We start from the raw sequence: 16164 nt of genomic DNA on the forward strand, positions 1-16164 counted from the left end.
AGGCCGTCTACGATTCACGTCTGAGCCTGATCTTGCATCAACCGCCGAGGGATGACGCCCATGAGCTCTACGCCTGTGACCGACTGGCTGAACGATTTCGACCACACCAATCCCGTCTGGACGAACGATCCCTTCCCGATCTGGGATGAGCTGCGGTCCAAATGCCCGGTCGCCCATAGCGAGCGTTTCCTCGGCGTCTACCTGCCCACCACCTACGAGGCGGTCAAGGAGATCGCCTACGACACCGAGCACTTCTCGTCGCGCCGCGTGGTGGTGCGCCATGTGCGTCCGGAGCCCGTCATCCCCTCGCCGCCGATCACCTCGGATCCGCCATTCCACAAGAGCGCCAAGCAAGTGCTGCTGCCGCCGTTCACGCCGGACGCGGTGAAGAAGATCGAGCCGCGCGTGCGCGCGATCTGCAACGAGCTGATCGACCAACTGATCGGGGATGGCCGCTGCGATGCCGCGGCGCAATATGCCAAGCACATTCCGGTGCGCACCATCGCCCATATGCTCGGCATTCCCGAGGGCGACAGCCCGCGCTTCATCACCTGGATCCACGAGATCCTGGAGCTTGGCGTGCACGACGACACCGTGCTGATGAAGGCGGTGAAGGAGATGAGCGCCTACTTCGTCGATCACATCGAGGAACGCAAGTCGCGGCCGCGGGATGATCTCATCATGGACCTGATGCGGGCGCGGATGCCGGACGGCACGCCGTTCTCGGATGCCCATGTGCTGGGGTCGCTGCGGCTGCTGCTGATCGCCGGCATCGACACCACCTGGAGCGCGATCGGCTCCTCGTTCTGGCATCTGGCGAAGACCCCGGCCGACCGGCGGCGTCTCGTGGCCGAGCCCGAATTGATGCCGTTCGCGATCGAGGAATTCCTGCGCGCCTATGCGCCGGTGACGATGGCGCGCGAAGTGATGAAAGAGACCGTGGTCAGCGGTTGCCCGATCAAGCCGGGCAACATGGTGCTGCTGTCATTTCCAGCTGCCAACCGCGACCCGGCCATGTTCCCCGACGCCGACAAGGTGATCCTCGACCGCAAGGAGAACCGCCACGCGGCTTTCGGCCTCGGCATTCACCGCTGTGTCGGCTCCAATCTGGCACGCATGGAGATGACGGTAGCGCTTCAGGAATGGCTGAAGCGGATTCCGGAATTCAGCCTCGATCCTGCCGGCGCGGTGACATGGTCCGAAGGGACGGTGCGCGGCCCGCGCCAGCTGCCGCTGCTGTTGGGCTGACGGATAGCGATCACCGCTCTGACCGGGCGACGAAGTGGTGGCCGTCCCACACCAGTGTGGACGGCGGTTCGGCCGTCGCCGGGCTGATGTCGAGCCCTACCTTTCCGTCACGGCTGGTCAGCGTGACATCCCGCGCCTGCAGACGCAGCACCCGGCGGTAGGGGCCGCCGGCCGAGACATAGATATCGTGCCGGCATCCCGCCGCGTTACAGATCGCGGCGCGTTCGGCACAGGCGAAGTCCTCGAAATGCAGCGCGATGAAGCGCGCCTGCGGGGTGCCCAGCGACACCGCGAAATAGTGCGTTGCCGCGGGTGAAACGCCGCAGGCCCGTGCCTGCTGCTCGACCTGGATGCGAACTTCCACGGGCAGTTGCGCGATGTGCTCCGGGCTCCAGGGATTTTCGCCGGCGAGCCCGCCGCGGGCGACCGCGCGCTGCGTGGCCGGCAGCAGCAATAGCGCCAGCAGCAGGCTGGGTGTGATCGATCGTCTCGTCCACGCGCTCATCAGGCAACGCCTCCCTGCTCCGCGACGTGGGATGGCGGCGCCTCGCGGCGGAACAGCACGTACAGCGCCGGCAGAACGAGCAGGGTGAGAATGGTCGAGGAGACAATGCCGCCGATCACGACGGTGGCCAGCGGCCGCTGCACCTCGGCGCCGGCGCCGGTCGCGATCGCCATCGGCACGAAGCCGAGCGAGGCGACGAGTGCCGTCATCAGCACCGGACGCAACCGCGTCAGGGCGCCCTCGCGCACCGCATCCTGCAATAGCCTGCCCTCGCCGCGCAGCCGTTCGATGAAGGCGATGATGACGAGGCCATTGAGCACGGCGACGCCCGACAACGCGATAAAGCCGACGCCGGCACTGATCGACAGGGGAATGCCGCGCAGCAGCAGCGCCGCGATGCCGCCGGTCAGCGCCAGCGGCACGCCGCTGAACACCAACAGCGCGTCCGCCACCGAGCCGAGGCTCATATAGAGCAGCAGGAACACCAAGAGCAGCGCCACCGGAACGACGATGGTCAGCCGCTTGGTGGCGGAGACCAGTTGCTCGAACTGGCCGCCCCAGCCGAGCCAGTAGCCGGCCGGCAGCTTGACCTTCTCGGCGACCATCTGCTGCGCCTCGGTGACGAAGGAACCGAGATCGCGTTCCCTGACGTTGGCCGTGACCACGATGCGGCGCTTGCCGTTCTCCCGGCTGATCTGGTTGGGGCCCGGGGCGACGTCGATGGATGCGATCGCGGACAGCGGCACGTAGCGCATCTGCGGCGCCGGCGGCCCGGTCAAGGCGGTCCGGACCGGGGTCTGCCCCGCCTCTTCCGCCGGCGGCAGCGGGATCGGGATCGCTCGGATCGTCTCAGGATTGCCGCGCAGGGTCTCCGGCAGACGGACCTGGATATCGAACCGGCGATCGCCCTCGAACAGCTTGCCGACGCTCTTGCCGCCGATCGCGATCTCGACGACGTTCTGCACGTCGCCGACGCTCAGCCCGTAGCGGGACAGCGCCTGGCGGTCGAACTTCACCGTCAGGATCGGCAGGCCGGCCACCTGCTCGGTCTTGACGTCGGTCGCGCCGCGCAGCCCCTGGATCGCGGTTTGCACCTGGCGCGCCGCCTGCTGCAGGATGTCGAGGTCGTCGCCGAAGATCTTGATGCCGACGTCGCTGCGCACGCCGGAAATCAGCTCGTTGACCCGCAGCTGGATCGGCTGCGAGATCTCGTAGTTGCTGCCGGGAATGTCGCGCGCCGCTTGCTCGATTTCCTCGACCAGGTCGGCCTTCGGCTTTGACGGGTCGGGCCATTCGGCTCGCGGCTTCAGCATCACATAGCCATCGGACATCGATGGCGGCATCGGGTCGGTGGCAACCTCGGCCGTGCCGGTCCGGGCAAAGAAGTCCTTCACTTCGGGGATCTGCTTGACCCGCCGCTCCAATGCCTTCTGCATGTCGAGCGATTGCGTCAGGCTGGTGCCGGGGATGCGGATCGCGGCCACCGCGACGTCGCCCTCGTCGAGGCTGGGGATGAACTCGCCGCCCATCCGTGTCGCCGCCACACAGCTTGCGACCACGATCAGGCCGGCACTGAGCGCCACCGAGCGGCGGTAGCGGATCGCCGCGTCCAGCAGCGGCAGATAGGCCTGACGCGCAGCACGCATCACGATGTTGTCGTGCTCGGAGACCTTGCCCGTCACCACCAGCGCGACGGCCGCGGGCACGAAGGTGACCGAGAACAACGCCGCGCCGGCAAGCGCCATCAGCACGGTCAGGGCCATCGGGGTGAACATCTTGCCCTCGACCCCGGTCAGGGTCAGCACCGGCAGGTAGACCACGGCGATGATGACGGTGCCGAACAGGCTCGGTTTGACCACGTCGCGCGCGCCGCTGAAGATGGTCGCCATCCGCTCGGACAGCGACAGCAGCCGCCGGCGCTTCGCCTGCTCCTCGGCCAGGAGCCGCAGGCAATTCTCCACGATGATCACCGCACCGTCGATGATGATGCCGAAATCGATGGCGCCGAGGCTCATCAGGTTGGCGCTGACACGGGTTTCGACCATGCCGGTGATGGTGAACAGCATCGCCAGTGGAATGACACAGGCCGTGACCAGCGCGGCGCGGATGTTGCCGAGAATGAGAAACAGCACCGCGATCACCAGCAGCGCGCCTTCGATGAGATTCTTCTGCACGGTGGCGATGGTGGCTTCGACCAGATGCGTGCGGTCGTAGACCGTGCGCGCGATCACGCCGTCCGGCAGCGAGCGGGCGATGTCGTCGAGCCTGGCAGCGACGCGCTGGGCAACGGTGCGGCTGTTCTCGCCGATCAGCAGCATGGCGGTGCCGAGCACGGTCTCTTCGCCGTCGAGGGTGGCGGCGCCGGTGCGCAGGTCACTTCCTTCCCTGACCTCGGCGACATCGCGGATACGCACCGGAATGCCGCCGCGCGAGCCGATGACGATGTCGCGGATCTCGTCGAGATTGGCCACCTGCCCCGGCGCCCGGACGAGGTACTGCTCGCCGTTACGCTCGATATAGCCGGCGCCGATATTGGCGTTGTTGGCGGCGAGCGCGGTCATGACATCGCGGAAGCCGAGCCGGTAGGCCATCAGCCGCCCGGGATCGGGCAGCACGTGGAACTGGCGCTCGAAGCCGCCGATCGAATTGACCTCGATCACGCCCGGCACGTTGCGCAGCTGCGGCTTGATGATCCAGTCCTGGATCGTGCGCAGGTCAGTCGGCGTATACTCGCCGCCGCCGGGCGCACGGGCGCCGGGCTTGGCCTCGACGGTGTACATGTAGATTTCGCCAAGGCCGGTCGAGATCGGCCCCATCGCGGTCTCGACGCCGGGTGGCAGCTGGTCCTTGACCTGCTGGATGCGCTCGTTGACGAGCTGACGGGCGAAATAGATGTCGGTGCCGTCATTGAACACCACGGTGACCTGGCTCAGGCCGTAGCGCGACACCGAGCGGGTGTATTGCTGCCTGGGCAGGCCGCCCATCGCGGTCTCGACCGGAAAGGTGATGCGCTGCTCGGTTTCCAGCGGCGAATAGCCGGGGGCGCGGGTGTTGATCTGGACCTGGACGTTGGTGATGTCGGGCACCGCGTCGATCGGCAGGCGGGTGAAATTCCACGCGCCGAGCGCGGCAATGCCGAGCGCCGCCAGCAGCACCAGCCAGCGCTGGCGGATGGAGAAGTGCAGGATGGCGTCGATCATCGGCGCGTTCCCCGCGTATCGTCGGACGGCCGCTCAATCATGGTCGGCCTCCCCCTTGCCCATCTCGGCCTTGACCACGAAGCTGTTCTCGGCGGCGTAGCGCTCGCCGACGTCGAGGCCGGCCTTGATCTCGGCGTGCACCGCATCCTGCTCGCCGACCTCGACCGGGCGCGCCTCGATCTTGTCGCCCTCGCGCACGAAGATGACGGTCTTGTTCTCCAGTGTCTGGATCGCACCGACGCGCACGGCGACCGGCACGCTGCGCTTGGCCAGCACCAGGCGTGCGGTCACGAACAGGCCCGGGCGCAGCCGCCCGTCCGGATTGGACAGCACCACGCGGGCGAGCGCGGTCTGGGTGTCGCTGGCACCGACCGGCGAGATGTAGGAGACGGTGCCCTTGAGATCGCCGCTGCCGTCGTCCGGATCGATCAGCACCTCGTCGCCGATCCGCACCCGCTTGAGATCCTGTCGATAGACCGAGAGGTCGACCCAGATGGTCGAGAGATCAGCGACCACGAAGGCCGGCTTCTGCTCGGACGCGTATTCACCGAGCGAGATCTGGCGGTCGATCACCGTGCCGCTGATCGGCGCCTTGAGGTCATAGGCGGTCAGGCTCTGGTTGCTCTCGACCGCCGCGAGCTGGTCGCCCTTGGCGACGCTGTCGCCGATGCGGCGGCGGATGTCGCGCACGATGCCGGGAAAGCGCGGCGTCACCTGCACCACCGCTTCCTGGTTGGCGCGCAGCACGCCGTTGAGCTGCAGCGTATCGTTGAGAACGGCGCTGGCGGCCTCGCGCAGCACGACGCCGGCCGCGGCGAGCTTGACATCGGTGATCACGACACGGTCGGCGCCGTGCTCGTCCTGCTCGGCGTGGTTGTCCCGCCCCTTGTCCTTGCGTTCAGGGGCTTTGGCCGCCGGCTCGGGCGGTGAGGCTGGCATGTAGGCCTTGACCGCAAGGCCCGCGATCACCGCGACCGCCACGACGGCCAGCAGCCGCTTGAACCACATTGTCATCGTGCGCCCTCCCGCGCCAGCACGAACGGATTGCCCACCAGTCCTTCGATGGTGGCAACCGCGATATGGAAATTCTGCAAGGCTTCCTGCTCACGCAGGCGCGCCTGCGCCAGCGTCGCCTGGGCATCCAGCAGCTCGAGCAGCGTGAAGCGGCCCTGGCCATAACCGTTCTCGATGGCATCGGCGGCCTGCCGCGCCTTCGGGATCGCGGAGTCGCGCAGGATCGTCAGCTCGCGCAGCGCGCCCTGCGCCGCGTCATAGGCCCGGCCCGCCAGCACGATCAGCGTTGCCTTGTTGGTGGCGCGCTCGGCATTGGCCTTGGCGAGACTCTCCTGGGCCGACAGGATGTTGCCCTGGTTCTGGTCGAATACCGGGATCGGCACCGACACGCCGAGCCGCACCGCGTCGTCGCCGGTGTCGTTGAAATGCCGCCAGCCGGCGCTCAGCCGCACGTCAGGGTACGGCTTCAGGCGGGCGAGCAGCAACTCGGCATTGCGCTGCGCGAATACGGCGGTCCAGCGCATCAGTTGCGGGTTGGCGTCGATCGCTGCCAGGACCGACTGGAAGGCGGGTGGCCGGCCGATGGCCTCGAAGCGTCCGGCCACGACGGTTGCCTTCAGCGAAGTATCGCCCATCAGCACGGCAAGGTCACGCCGCGTGCTGGCGAGCGCGGTGCGGGCGCGCTCGCGATCCGCCTTGACGAGATCAGAGGCGACCTGGGCCCGGCCGGTTTCCGCCGGCGACGACGCGCCGGCCTCGACCCGGCGCTGCAGCAGCGGCGCCAGGCGATCGATCGCCGCGATCTGCTCGTCGAGAATCTGGATTCGCCGCTGCGTTCCGAGCACGGTGACAAAGGCGATCGCGGTTTCGGAGAGAACCTCGAGGCGCGCGGCGCGGCGCTGCCACACGGCGGCTTCGACGCCGGCGGCGCCGGCGGTCACCCTCGCCTCGCGTTTGCCGAACAGTTCGAACAGCTGGCTGATCTGCAATGTGCTTTCCGCCGACCGGGTGCCGCGATAAGGGCCCGAGCCCAGCGAATTGTCCTGCTCGTAGGACACCTCCGGATTGATCAGCGCGCCGGCCTGGATACGTTGGCCGGTGGCGATGCCGACGTCGCGTTCCGCGGATGTCAGGCGCGGATTGGCCGCGAGCGCCCGCTGCAGCGCGGTCTGCAGCGTGAGCGACTGGGCGTGCGACGGCGCGGCCAGAGCGCAGCCGGCGAGAATCAGCGACGCGCCGAGGAGGCGTGCCGCGGCACGATGAGAGAGCATGATGACGACCTCGATAACGACAACGCCGGGCGCGAGCGCCCGCAGGTGACGGAAATCAGGTCAGGTGTTTGGGGGGCGGCGTATCGAGCCGCGGCGCTGCGCCAAGGCGCGCCGGTTCCGCGGCGAACCGCACCGGCCGTGCCGTATCGCGCTGCACGAGGCCGGCCTGCGACGGCGCGGGAACCGAGACCGAGAAACAGCCATGGCAATGATGGTCTGCCGCCATCGCCCTGTCAGAGAGGTCGGCGCCGATGTCTGGCGTCGCCGACATCACCAGCGTGCCGTCGGCTGCGGGCGTTGTGACATCGAGATCACAGGCGCCATGCAACGCTCCGGCCACCAGGTAGACCAGCACGCAAAAGCCCGCCATCACCCGGCGCAGTGCCGGGCGGCGAATCCATGCTGTGTGAAACCATCGGGCGACCATCGCACCATCTCGATTGCTGATGGCACGGCTAGCATGCGACGCCGGGACTGTCGACGTTACAGAGTAACAATCACGGCGTTTTTTCGGCTGGCTGTGACACCGTGGCTAACGCTCGTTGGGGTCGAGTGCGTCGCGCAGGCCGTCGCCGACCAGGTTGAGTGACAGCACGATCAGGAAGATGGCAAGCCCGGGCCAGAGCGCCATCCAGGGGGCATTCGCCAGGAAACGCTGGGCAGCGTTCAGCATGCTGCCCCAGGACGGTGCCGGCGGCTGCTGCCCGAGGCCGAGGAACGACAGCGCCGCCTCGGCGATGATGGCCGCCGCGATCGACAGCGTCGCCTGCACCAGCAGCGCCGGCAGGATGTTCGGCAGGATATGGACGCAGGCGATCCGCAGCGGCGAGTTGCCGAGCGCCCGCGCCGCTTCGATATAGTCCTCGGCCTTGACGTTGAGCACCTGCCCTCGCGTCAGGCGGATGAAGATCGGCGTCGTGGTGACGCCGATGGCGATCATGACGTTACCGAGACTGGGTCCGAGAAACGCCGCCAGCGCGATGGCGAGGATCAGGAACGGACAGGCCAGCATGGCGTCGGTGATACGGCTGATCAGCGCGTCGACGAATCCGCCGCGATATCCCGCCAGCAGTCCGAGCGGCACGCCAACGCCGAGCGCGATCGTGACCGAGATCAAACCCGCGAGCAGCGAAGCCTGCGCGCCGGTGATGACGCGGCTGAGAATGTCGCGACCAAGTTCGTCGGTGCCGAACCAGTGCAGCGTCGAGGGTGGCTTGCGCACGGTCGCCCAGTTGGTCGCCGTGGGGTCATAAGGACTGATCAGCGGCGCCAGCACCGCGAGCAGGATGAAGACGGCGATGACGGCGAGGCCGACCAGCGCGCCGGGGCGTTGCGCCAGCCGCCGCACCACAGCCCTGCCCGGGCTGTCGACCGCCTGGACGAAGGCGGCGCCATCGAGCGGTTTGGCCATCCCGGTCATCGGCCGTCCCTCAGGCGCGGATTGACCAGCATGTAGGCGAGATCCGCGATCAGATTGAGCACCATGTACGTCGAGGCCGTCACCAGCACGACGCCCTGCACCACCGCGTAGTCACGGTTGAACACCGCATCGACGATCAGCTTGCCGAAGCCGGGCACCGAAAAGATCTGCTCGGTCAGCACCGCGCCTGACAGCAGCGTGCCCAACTCCAGCGCGCCCAGCGTGATGACTGGCGTCAGCGCGTTGCGCAACGCATGGCGCAGGACGACCGCCGGCTCGCTGAGGCCCTTGGCGCGCGCGGTGCGGATATAGTCGCTCTCCAGCACCTCCAGCATGGCGCTGCGGGTGTGGCGCATCAGGACGGCGGCGATGGCGTTGCCGAGCACGAAGGCCGGCAGGATCGTCGAGGCGAGACTCGCCCGCCAGTCTTCCAACAATGGCACGTAGCCAGAGGCGGGCAGCCAGTTGAGCTCGATCGAGAACAGGAAGATCAGCAGCATGCCGAGCCAGAAATTCGGCGTCGAGATTCCCCACAATGCCACCAGATTGGCGGCGGTGTCCCACCCCGTGCCCTTCTTGACCGCGGAGATCACCCCGGCCGGAATCCCGATGAAGAACGCGATCAGGATCGCCATGCCTGCGAGCTGCAGCGTCACGGGGAGCTTCTGCACCACCAGCGTGCGGACCGGCACCTTGATGCGCAGCGATTCGCCGAGATCGCCGCTCAGCACGCCCTTGACCCAGTAGACGTACTGCACCGGCAACGGCTGATCGAGATGGTACTGCTGGCGGATCTCCGCGATCACCGCGGGATCGCGCTCCTCCCCGGCCATCACCAGTGCCGGATCGCCGGGCAGCAACTGTTGCAGCGAGAAGATCAGCACCGAGACAAAGAACAGCGTCGGCACCAGTTGCAGCAGCCGTCGACCGAGGAAGGTCATGTTCAGCGCCCTTGTGCGGAAAACAGCGGAGCGAGGGCGATCATGCGTTCCTCCGGATCACTTCAGCCTCAGCCCGACCACCCGGATCAATCCGTCCGGCATCGGCACGTAGCCATCGAGCTTCACGGTATGAGCGATCAGGATGCGCTGGTGGTAGATGTAGACGATCGGCTCGTCGTTCAGGATGCGTGCTGTCAGCTTTTCATAGATCGCCTTGCGCAGCGCGGGATCGTCGACGGCGCGGGCATCTTCCAGCAGCCTGTCGGCCTCGGCGCTGGAATAGAAGCTGTAGTTCTGCGGCGCGTTGCTCTTGAGGAAGATGTAGCTGTTGCCATCGGGATCGACCCGGCCGCTCCACTGCAGATAGTAGGCCTGGTATTCGCCGGCCTCCGCCTGCTTCAGCGATGTGGCGAACTCGGTGACGCGGATCTTCATGTCGAAGCCGGCCTCGCCGGCCATGGCCTGCACCATCTGGGCGACGGCTTCGTTCTCCGCGCCTTTTGGGACCATGAAATCGATGGCGATACGTCCGGTAATTCCAGCCTCCCTGATCAGCGCCTTGGCCTTGGCGATGTCGCGGCCGCGGACGGGAAAGGCTTTCTGGTAGTATGGATGCTCAGGGCCGATCCACTGGTTGCCGGGTATGAATTCGCCGTTGAATGCCACCTGGTTGATGGCGTCGCGATCGAGCGACAGATCGAACGCCTGGCGGACCTTGTCGGACTGGCTGAGCGGCCCCTTGGCCTTGTCATTGCCGACGTTGAGGGTGATGCCGCGATAGCCGAGCTCGATCGCGGTCGTCAGCTTGAGCTTGGGATCGCTGCGAATGTCCTTGACGTCGGTCGCGAGCACGCGCTCGATGATATCGAGCCCGCCGGACTTGAGGTTGGCGAGCCGCACTGTCGCGTCGACGATCGGCAGGTAGACGATCCGGTCGATGAAGACCTGGTCCTTGTTCCAGTAATCTCCGAATTTCTCGAACACGATGCGGTCCTGCGGCACGCGCTCGACGAATTTGTAGGGGCCGGCGCACACCGGGTGCAGGCCGAACCTGTCGCCGGACGCTGTTGCGGCTTTCGGCGACACCATCATCCCCGCCCTGTCCGCGAGCTGGGCGATCAACGGCGCGTAAGGGGTCTTGAGCACCAGCTTGATGGTCAGTGGATCGACGACATCGATATGATCGACGGCTGCCAGCTCGGGTTTGCGGAATGACAACGGCAGCGTGAGGTGACGATCGAGCGAGAATTTCGCCGCCGTGGCGTCGAGCACCTCGCCATCGTGAAATTTGACGCCGGGCCGCAGCCTGATCACCACCTCCCTGCCGTCCGTCGACGTCTCGTGCGACAGCGCGAGCTGGGGCACGATGTTGAGCTTGGCATCGATGTCGAACAGCTTGTCGCAGAGCGAGGCGAACACGATGCGACCGACATAGGTGCGGGCCAATGTCGGATCGAGGATATCCGGATCTTCCGCCAGCCCGATCCGCAACGTGGTCTGCGCTTCTGCCCGCAGCACGGCGAGCACGAGCACGACAAGGGCGACGGCGACGGGACGCAGCTTGATCACGGCAGATCTCCTATCCTGTCCGGTTCGTACCGGCGCGCGGGTCTTGCAGGAGCCATGCCACGCGCATCACGGCTCCTTGGCCCGGGATCGGGCGATGCCGGCTTCAATGACAGCACGGTCGGTCTCGCCGACGGAATCGGCGCGGCGGGGAAGAAAGCGTCGGAAGTGCACCCAGCGCTCGCGGCTAACCCGTTCGAGCCGATCGAGCTCACCAAGCGGATCGAGATGATCGTCAACCCGCAGGTCGAGGTCGGACCATTGCTCCTCGCCATAGATCAGCAGCGCCGCCGATTGTCGGCCGCGCTTGTCGCCACCTGCTGCCTCTCCGGCGTGCATCGCCCTGATCAATCGGCGTGCCAGTGGCAGCGCTGCTCCGGCGGCGTAGGCCGTCGCCGTTGCGTCGAGCACCGCGGCGCCAGCGAGCATGTTGCCCGCGACGGAAAAGTCATCCCCGGCAAGATGGCCGCACCAGCCGACACAGGCTGCGCCCGTGTGGATCGCGACGCGGCCGGACGCGTCCATGACGTGAAGCTGGCGATGGTCGCGGCCGTTGTCGGCACCGGTCAAGCGCGCGACGACGTCAGCCGGCGCGATGCCCTGCCGCAGCAGGTCGAGGCCATCGACGCCGTAGAACGGGTTGAGCAGTGCCTGGGTAGCGATGGCACCGACGCCGGCGGCGATGAATGGAACGCGGCCGCCGACAGCGAAGAAACGCGTTGCCACCGCGATGGCGAGCTGTCCGGTGGCATGGTCCCTGGCGATGATCGACCATGTCATCGGCGTGCTCCCCTCAGCGTCCGGCGGCGTAGCCCTGCATGCCGCGCGGGTTGGCCGCGGCGCGTCGTCGCGGTCCGACCCGCGATGCCGCCGTCAGGCGCCCCTCGGACCAGTCCGGTCCGACTTCGACGATGTGACCGCGGCGCCTCAGCTCCTCGATCGTGGCCTTCGGCACGCGGTTCTCGACGACCATGACGCCCGGGCGCGCGGTGCGTGGCCAGAACGAGATCGGGAAATGCTCGGAGTGCCAGGCCGGAGCGTCGATCGCCTCCTGCAGGTTGAAGCCGGCATGGACATGGCGCAGAAAGAACTGCGTGATCCACTGGTCCTGCTGGTCGCCGCCGGGCGAGCCCCAGGCGAGATAGGGCTCGCCGTCCCGCAGCGCCATGGTCGGGCTGAGCGTGGTGCGCGGCCGCCGTCCGGGGGCGAGCGCGGCCGGATGGCCCTCCTCCAGCCAGAACATCTGGGCGCGGCTGCCGAGGCAGAAACCGATCTCCGGAATGACCGGCGACGACTGCAGCCAGCCACCGGACGGTGTCGCCGAGATCATGTTGCCGGCCTGGTCGATGATGTCGAAATGCACGGTGTCGCCGCGCACTTCGCCGAGCCGGCCGACCGTCGGCTCGCCTGCGCCCATGGCGCCGACAGCGGTGCGCTGCTCTTCGGCGCGGCGCACCTGCACCACTGCCCCCGCGCCTTCGACCGAGCCCGGGCGATAATCGAGCGACGCCGTCTCCTTGGAAATCAGCTGGCGGCGTGCGTCGTTGTAGGCATCGGAGAGCAGCACGCCGATCGGCACGTCGGTGAAATCAGGATCGCCATAGAACGTGTCGCGGTCGGCATAGGCGAGTTTCGCGCATTCGATCTGCAGATGGATGAAGTCCGGCCCCGCGGGATCGAGCCCATCGAGTGCAAAGCCCTTGAGCAGCGCCAGTTGCTGCAGCATCACCGGGCCCTGGCTCCAGACGCCGGCCTTGCACACCGTGTAGCGCCCGTAGTCGTAGGTCAGTGGCGCCTCGATATGGGGCTGCCAGCGCGCCATGTCGTCGGCGCGTAGCACGCCGCGGTGCGGTGCGCCGCTGACGTCCATGATCTCCTGAGTGCGGCAGAAGTGGTCGATCGCCTCCGCCGCGAAACCCTGCGACCAGGCTTTGCGGGCGCGTTCGATCTCGGCGTCGCGACCGCCACCGGCACTTTCGGCCTCGCGCAGGATGCGTGCATAGGTGTCGGCCAGCGTGGCATTGGTGAACAGCGTGCCGGGCTCGGGCACGCGGCCATGCGGCAGGTAAACGGCGGCTGAGGTCGGCCAGTGCTTGCGGAACAGCTCCTCGACGGTCGCGATGGTCGCCGACGCCCGCTCGACCAGCGGATAGCCGCTGCGCGCATAGGCGATCGCCGGAGCGAGCACGTCGCGCAACCTCAGCGTGCCGTAATCCCGCAACAGCAGCATCCAGGCTTCGAACGTGCCGGGCACGCAGGCGGCCAGCAGGCCGGTGCCCGGCACCATGTCGAGGCCCTCGGCGCGGTAGTGCGCGATGGTGGCGCCTGCCGGCGCCGGCCCCTGTCCGCAGATCACCTCCGTGCGTCCACGCCGCACGTCGTGGACGATGATGGGCACGTCGCCGCCCGGACCGTTGAGATGCGGCTCCACGACCTGCAGCGTGAAAGCGGTGGCAACGCCGGCATCGAAGGCATTACCGCCCTTCTCGAGCGTCGCCATGCCGACCGCAGTGGCGATCCAGTGGGTCGAGGTCACGACACCGAAAGTGCCCTCGATCTCGGGGCGGGTGGTGAACGGGTTCGGATTGATGTTGCTCATGGTATTTCGTATGCAAGCCGCTGAAGCCCGCACTTGACCACAAGCCGGTGGCGCTGCCAATGCGCCGCTGCCCGGTTGGCCGGATAAAATCCCGTTGATGAAGGATCAGGCGAGCTTCAGGCGTGCATCGCGCCGGCGCAGCCAGTGGATCGCCGGGATGGTCAGCAGCACCATCAGCGCCTTCCCGATGACCTGCCCGGCGAGGAAGTCGAGGCTGTGGAACGCGAGCCACAGGAACAGCACGGAATCCGCGACCAGGCCGACCGCGCTGCTCGCCAGCACCGCCAGCACCAGGCCGCGGCGTTGCAGCGGTGTGTAGACGGCGAAATCGGCGAGCTCGGACAGCGCGAAGGCAACCGTTGAGGCCAGCACCAGCGCCGGTGGTGCCAGCGCGGCCGATACCGCGGCGCCGATCACGATGGCGCTGAGGCCCCAGCCGACACCGAGGCGCCGCTGCACCAGGTCGCGCAGCACCAGCGCAAGACCGACCATCAGCACGCCACTTGGCGCCATGATACCTCCAGGGGCGACCGGGATGAGACAGGGTTCGCCGGGTGGACATACCGTGCCGACATGCTGGATCAGCCAGTTGGCCGTGGGGATGCAGGCGATATAGGCAAGCAGGAAGATCGCGCCTTCCACACGCTGCCGCTGGTCAGGGGTCATCAGTCGGTTTCCTCGGCCTGCGACCGGGTATTGACATAACCGGCCCAGCCCTTCGCGCGGAGCTGGCAGGCGGGACATTCGCCGCAGCCATAGCCCCAGTCATGGTGCGCGCCCCGCTCGCCGAGATAGCAGGTGTGGGAGCTGTCGCGGATCAGCTCGACCAGGTCGTCGCCGCCGAGCTCATGGGCGAGCCCCCACGTCTGCGCCTTGTCCAGCCACATCAGCGGGGTGTGCAGCTCGACCTGGCGGCCCATACCGAGATCCAGGGCCTTGTTGAGGGCCTTGATGGTGTCGTCGCGGCAGTCGGGGTAGCCGGAGTAGTCGGTTTCGCACATGCCGCCGACGATGTGGCGGATGCCGCGGCGGTAGGCCAGCGCCGCCGCAAAGGTCAGGAAGATCAGGTTGCGGCCGGGCACGAAGGTGTTCGGCAGGCCGTCGGCCCCCATCTCGATCGCCATGTCGCGGGTCAGCGCGGTTTCCGAGACGGCGGCGAGCGTCGGGATGTCGAGGGTGTGGGTGTCGCCGAGCCGCTCGTTCCACTCCGGACGCAGGGTTCGCAGGCCGGCGCTCAGGGCATCACGACAGTCGAGCTCCACCAGATGCCGCTGGCCGTAGGAAAAGCCGACGGTCTCGACGCGGGCAAAGCGCGCCAGTGCCCAGGCGAGGCAGGTCGCGGAATCCTGACCGCCGGAAAACAGCACCAGTGCGGCATCGTGAACGGGGATCGTCATGGTGGTGCCAATAGCACCTCGAGCCCGCCCCACCAAGGATGGGATCGTCAGGTCCCCGGCCTGGCCACCGGCCAGCGGTGGGCAACCCTCGGCCCGAGGTGGTTGCGCCCACCGGATTGCGGCATAAGGAGATCCGGTCCTTCCGCGAGGTATCCATGTCCCCGTCCCGCGATATCAACCGCCTTATCGAGATCATGGCTCAGCTGCGCACGCCCGTGACGGGCTGCCCCTGGGACCTGGAGCAGAATTTCGCGACGATTGCGCCCTATACCATCGAGGAAGCCTATGAGGTCGCCGACGCCATTACGCGTCAAGATCTGGAAGACCTCAAGGACGAGCTTGGTGACCTGCTGCTGCAGGTCGTGTTCCACGCCCGGATGGCCGAGGAACAGAACGCTTTCGCCTTCGGCGACGTGGTCGAGGCCATCACCCGCAAGATGATCCGGCGCCATCCCCACGTGTTCGGCGAGCGCGCCGGCAAGCTCAGCCCGGCCGACGTCAAGGAAGCATGGGGCCGCATCAAGGCCGAGGAGAAGGCCGAGCGGGCGGCCCGTCACCCCCACGAGCCAGCCCCCTCCTCGTTGCTCGCCAGCGTCAAGGCCGGGCAGCCGACGCTGGCCCGTGCGCTCGAATTGCAGCGCAAGGCCTCCACCGTCGGCTTCGACTGGAACGATGCCCGCGCGGTGCTGGCCAAGATCCGCGAGGAGACCGATGAGATCGAGGAGGCGCTCGACGCCGGCCAGAGCGACGAGGTCGCCGCCGAAGTCGGCGATCTGATGTTCGTGCTGGTCAACCTCGCGCGCCATGTCGGCGCCGATCCTGACAGCGCCCTGCGTGGCGCCAACACCAAGTTCGAGCGGCGCTTCGCCTATATCGAGCAGGCGCTCGCCGCACGCGGCGTTGCGGCTGCCGACGCGTCGCTCGACGAGATGGACGCGCTGTGGAACGAGGCCAAACGACAAGAGGCGGCGGAATAATCCGCCGCCTCTCGATTGCTTCCGGA

Annotated in this window: 14 protein-coding genes; 2 read left to right on the top strand and 12 right to left on the bottom strand. The window is 67.2% G+C overall.

Annotation, left to right across the window (positions count from 1 at the left end; all coding sequences use genetic code 11):
* Window positions 1-51 precede the first annotated feature (51 nt).
* A complete protein-coding gene (locus AB4Z37_RS22160; RefSeq protein WP_441518905.1) occupies window positions 52-1248 on the top strand; it encodes a cytochrome P450 in 1197 nt (398 codons plus the stop codon).
* Window positions 1249-1258: 10 nt separating this feature from the next.
* On the opposite strand, the gene AB4Z37_RS22165 is transcribed toward AB4Z37_RS22160, so the two are convergent.
* From AB4Z37_RS22165 to queC, 12 genes are all read right to left on the bottom strand, one after another.
* Window positions 1259-1753, bottom strand: coding sequence for a hypothetical protein (locus AB4Z37_RS22165; RefSeq protein WP_441518906.1), 495 nt, complete (start codon window positions 1751-1753; stop codon window positions 1259-1261).
* Window positions 1753-4953 carry an efflux RND transporter permease subunit gene (locus AB4Z37_RS22170; RefSeq protein ID WP_441518907.1) on the bottom strand — a complete coding sequence of 1067 codons (3201 nt, stop codon included), beginning with the start codon at window positions 4951-4953 and terminating at the stop codon, window positions 1753-1755. Before AB4Z37_RS22170 ends, AB4Z37_RS22165 begins: the two co-directional genes overlap by 1 nt.
* Before the next feature lie 33 nt (window positions 4954-4986).
* Window positions 4987-5967, bottom strand: a complete 981-nt coding sequence (ihpB, locus tag AB4Z37_RS22175; protein WP_441518908.1) for a divalent metal ion exporter adaptor subunit IhpB — start codon at window positions 5965-5967, stop codon at window positions 4987-4989.
* Window positions 5964-7238 carry a divalent metal ion exporter subunit IhpA gene (ihpA, locus tag AB4Z37_RS22180; RefSeq protein WP_441518909.1) on the bottom strand — a complete coding sequence of 425 codons (1275 nt, stop codon included), beginning with the start codon at window positions 7236-7238 and terminating at the stop codon, window positions 5964-5966. The genes ihpB and ihpA overlap by 4 nt, the downstream gene beginning before the upstream one ends.
* 55 nt (window positions 7239-7293) lie before the next feature.
* A complete protein-coding gene (locus AB4Z37_RS22185) occupies window positions 7294-7665 on the bottom strand; it encodes a hypothetical protein (RefSeq protein WP_441518910.1) in 372 nt (123 codons plus the stop codon).
* 105 nt (window positions 7666-7770) lie between these two features.
* On the bottom strand, window positions 7771-8649 hold the full coding sequence (locus tag AB4Z37_RS22190) for an ABC transporter permease (protein WP_441518911.1): 879 nt from the start codon (window positions 8647-8649) through the stop codon (window positions 7771-7773).
* Window positions 8650-8654: 5 nt separating this feature from the next.
* Window positions 8655-9599, bottom strand: coding sequence for an ABC transporter permease (locus tag AB4Z37_RS22195; RefSeq protein ID WP_441518912.1), 945 nt, complete (start codon window positions 9597-9599; stop codon window positions 8655-8657).
* A gap of 57 nt (window positions 9600-9656) precedes the next feature.
* Window positions 9657-11168: an ABC transporter substrate-binding protein gene (locus AB4Z37_RS22200; protein WP_441518913.1), complete on the bottom strand. Its 1512-nt coding sequence runs from the start codon at window positions 11166-11168 to the stop codon at window positions 9657-9659.
* Between the two features lie 66 nt (window positions 11169-11234).
* Entirely contained in the window at window positions 11235-11945 is a 711-nt protein-coding gene (locus AB4Z37_RS22205; RefSeq protein WP_441518914.1) for a DUF1028 domain-containing protein, read from the bottom strand.
* A gap of 13 nt (window positions 11946-11958) precedes the next feature.
* Complete coding sequence (locus AB4Z37_RS22210; protein ID WP_441518915.1) at window positions 11959-13764, bottom strand: gamma-glutamyltransferase family protein; 1806 nt, start codon at window positions 13762-13764, stop codon at window positions 11959-11961.
* Between the two features lie 105 nt (window positions 13765-13869).
* On the bottom strand, window positions 13870-14430 hold the full coding sequence (locus AB4Z37_RS22215; RefSeq protein ID WP_441518916.1) for a VUT family protein: 561 nt from the start codon (window positions 14428-14430) through the stop codon (window positions 13870-13872).
* Window positions 14430-15161, bottom strand: a complete 732-nt coding sequence (queC, locus tag AB4Z37_RS22220) for a 7-cyano-7-deazaguanine synthase QueC (RefSeq protein ID WP_441518917.1) — start codon at window positions 15159-15161, stop codon at window positions 14430-14432. The genes AB4Z37_RS22215 and queC overlap by 1 nt, the downstream gene beginning before the upstream one ends.
* A gap of 155 nt (window positions 15162-15316) precedes the next feature.
* Between queC and mazG the strand changes: the two genes are divergently transcribed.
* Window positions 15317-16138 (top strand): nucleoside triphosphate pyrophosphohydrolase, encoded by an 822-nt coding sequence (mazG, locus tag AB4Z37_RS22225; protein WP_441518918.1) that lies wholly within the window; start codon window positions 15317-15319, stop codon window positions 16136-16138.
* Window positions 16139-16164: the final 26 nt, after the last annotated feature.

It is taken from the genome of Bradyrhizobium sp. 2TAF24 (genome assembly GCF_052115025.1).
GTDB lineage: Bacteria > Pseudomonadota > Alphaproteobacteria > Rhizobiales > Xanthobacteraceae > Bradyrhizobium_A.

Bases quoted from the DNA above. Each gene is read 5' to 3' on its own strand.
- AB4Z37_RS22160 (WP_441518905.1), top strand. From the start codon at position 52: ATGACGCCCATGAGCTCTACGCCTGTGACCGACTGGCTGAACGATTTC.
- AB4Z37_RS22165 (WP_441518906.1), bottom strand. From the start codon at position 1,753: ATGAGCGCGTGGACGAGACGATCGATCACACCCAGCCTGCTGCTGGCG.
- AB4Z37_RS22170 (WP_441518907.1), bottom strand. From the start codon at position 4,953: ATGATCGACGCCATCCTGCACTTCTCCATCCGCCAGCGCTGGCTGGTG.
- ihpB (WP_441518908.1), bottom strand. From the start codon at position 5,967: ATGACAATGTGGTTCAAGCGGCTGCTGGCCGTCGTGGCGGTCGCGGTG.
- ihpA (WP_441518909.1), bottom strand. From the start codon at position 7,238: ATGCTCTCTCATCGTGCCGCGGCACGCCTCCTCGGCGCGTCGCTGATT.
- AB4Z37_RS22185 (WP_441518910.1), bottom strand. From the start codon at position 7,665: ATGGTCGCCCGATGGTTTCACACAGCATGGATTCGCCGCCCGGCACTG.
- AB4Z37_RS22190 (WP_441518911.1), bottom strand. From the start codon at position 8,649: ATGGCCAAACCGCTCGATGGCGCCGCCTTCGTCCAGGCGGTCGACAGC.
- AB4Z37_RS22195 (WP_441518912.1), bottom strand. From the start codon at position 9,599: ATGACCTTCCTCGGTCGACGGCTGCTGCAACTGGTGCCGACGCTGTTC.
- AB4Z37_RS22205 (WP_441518914.1), bottom strand. From the start codon at position 11,945: ATGACATGGTCGATCATCGCCAGGGACCATGCCACCGGACAGCTCGCC.
- AB4Z37_RS22210 (WP_441518915.1), bottom strand. From the start codon at position 13,764: ATGAGCAACATCAATCCGAACCCGTTCACCACCCGCCCCGAGATCGAG.
- AB4Z37_RS22215 (WP_441518916.1), bottom strand. From the start codon at position 14,430: ATGACCCCTGACCAGCGGCAGCGTGTGGAAGGCGCGATCTTCCTGCTT.
- queC (WP_441518917.1), bottom strand. From the start codon at position 15,161: ATGACGATCCCCGTTCACGATGCCGCACTGGTGCTGTTTTCCGGCGGT.
- mazG (WP_441518918.1), top strand. From the start codon at position 15,317: ATGTCCCCGTCCCGCGATATCAACCGCCTTATCGAGATCATGGCTCAG.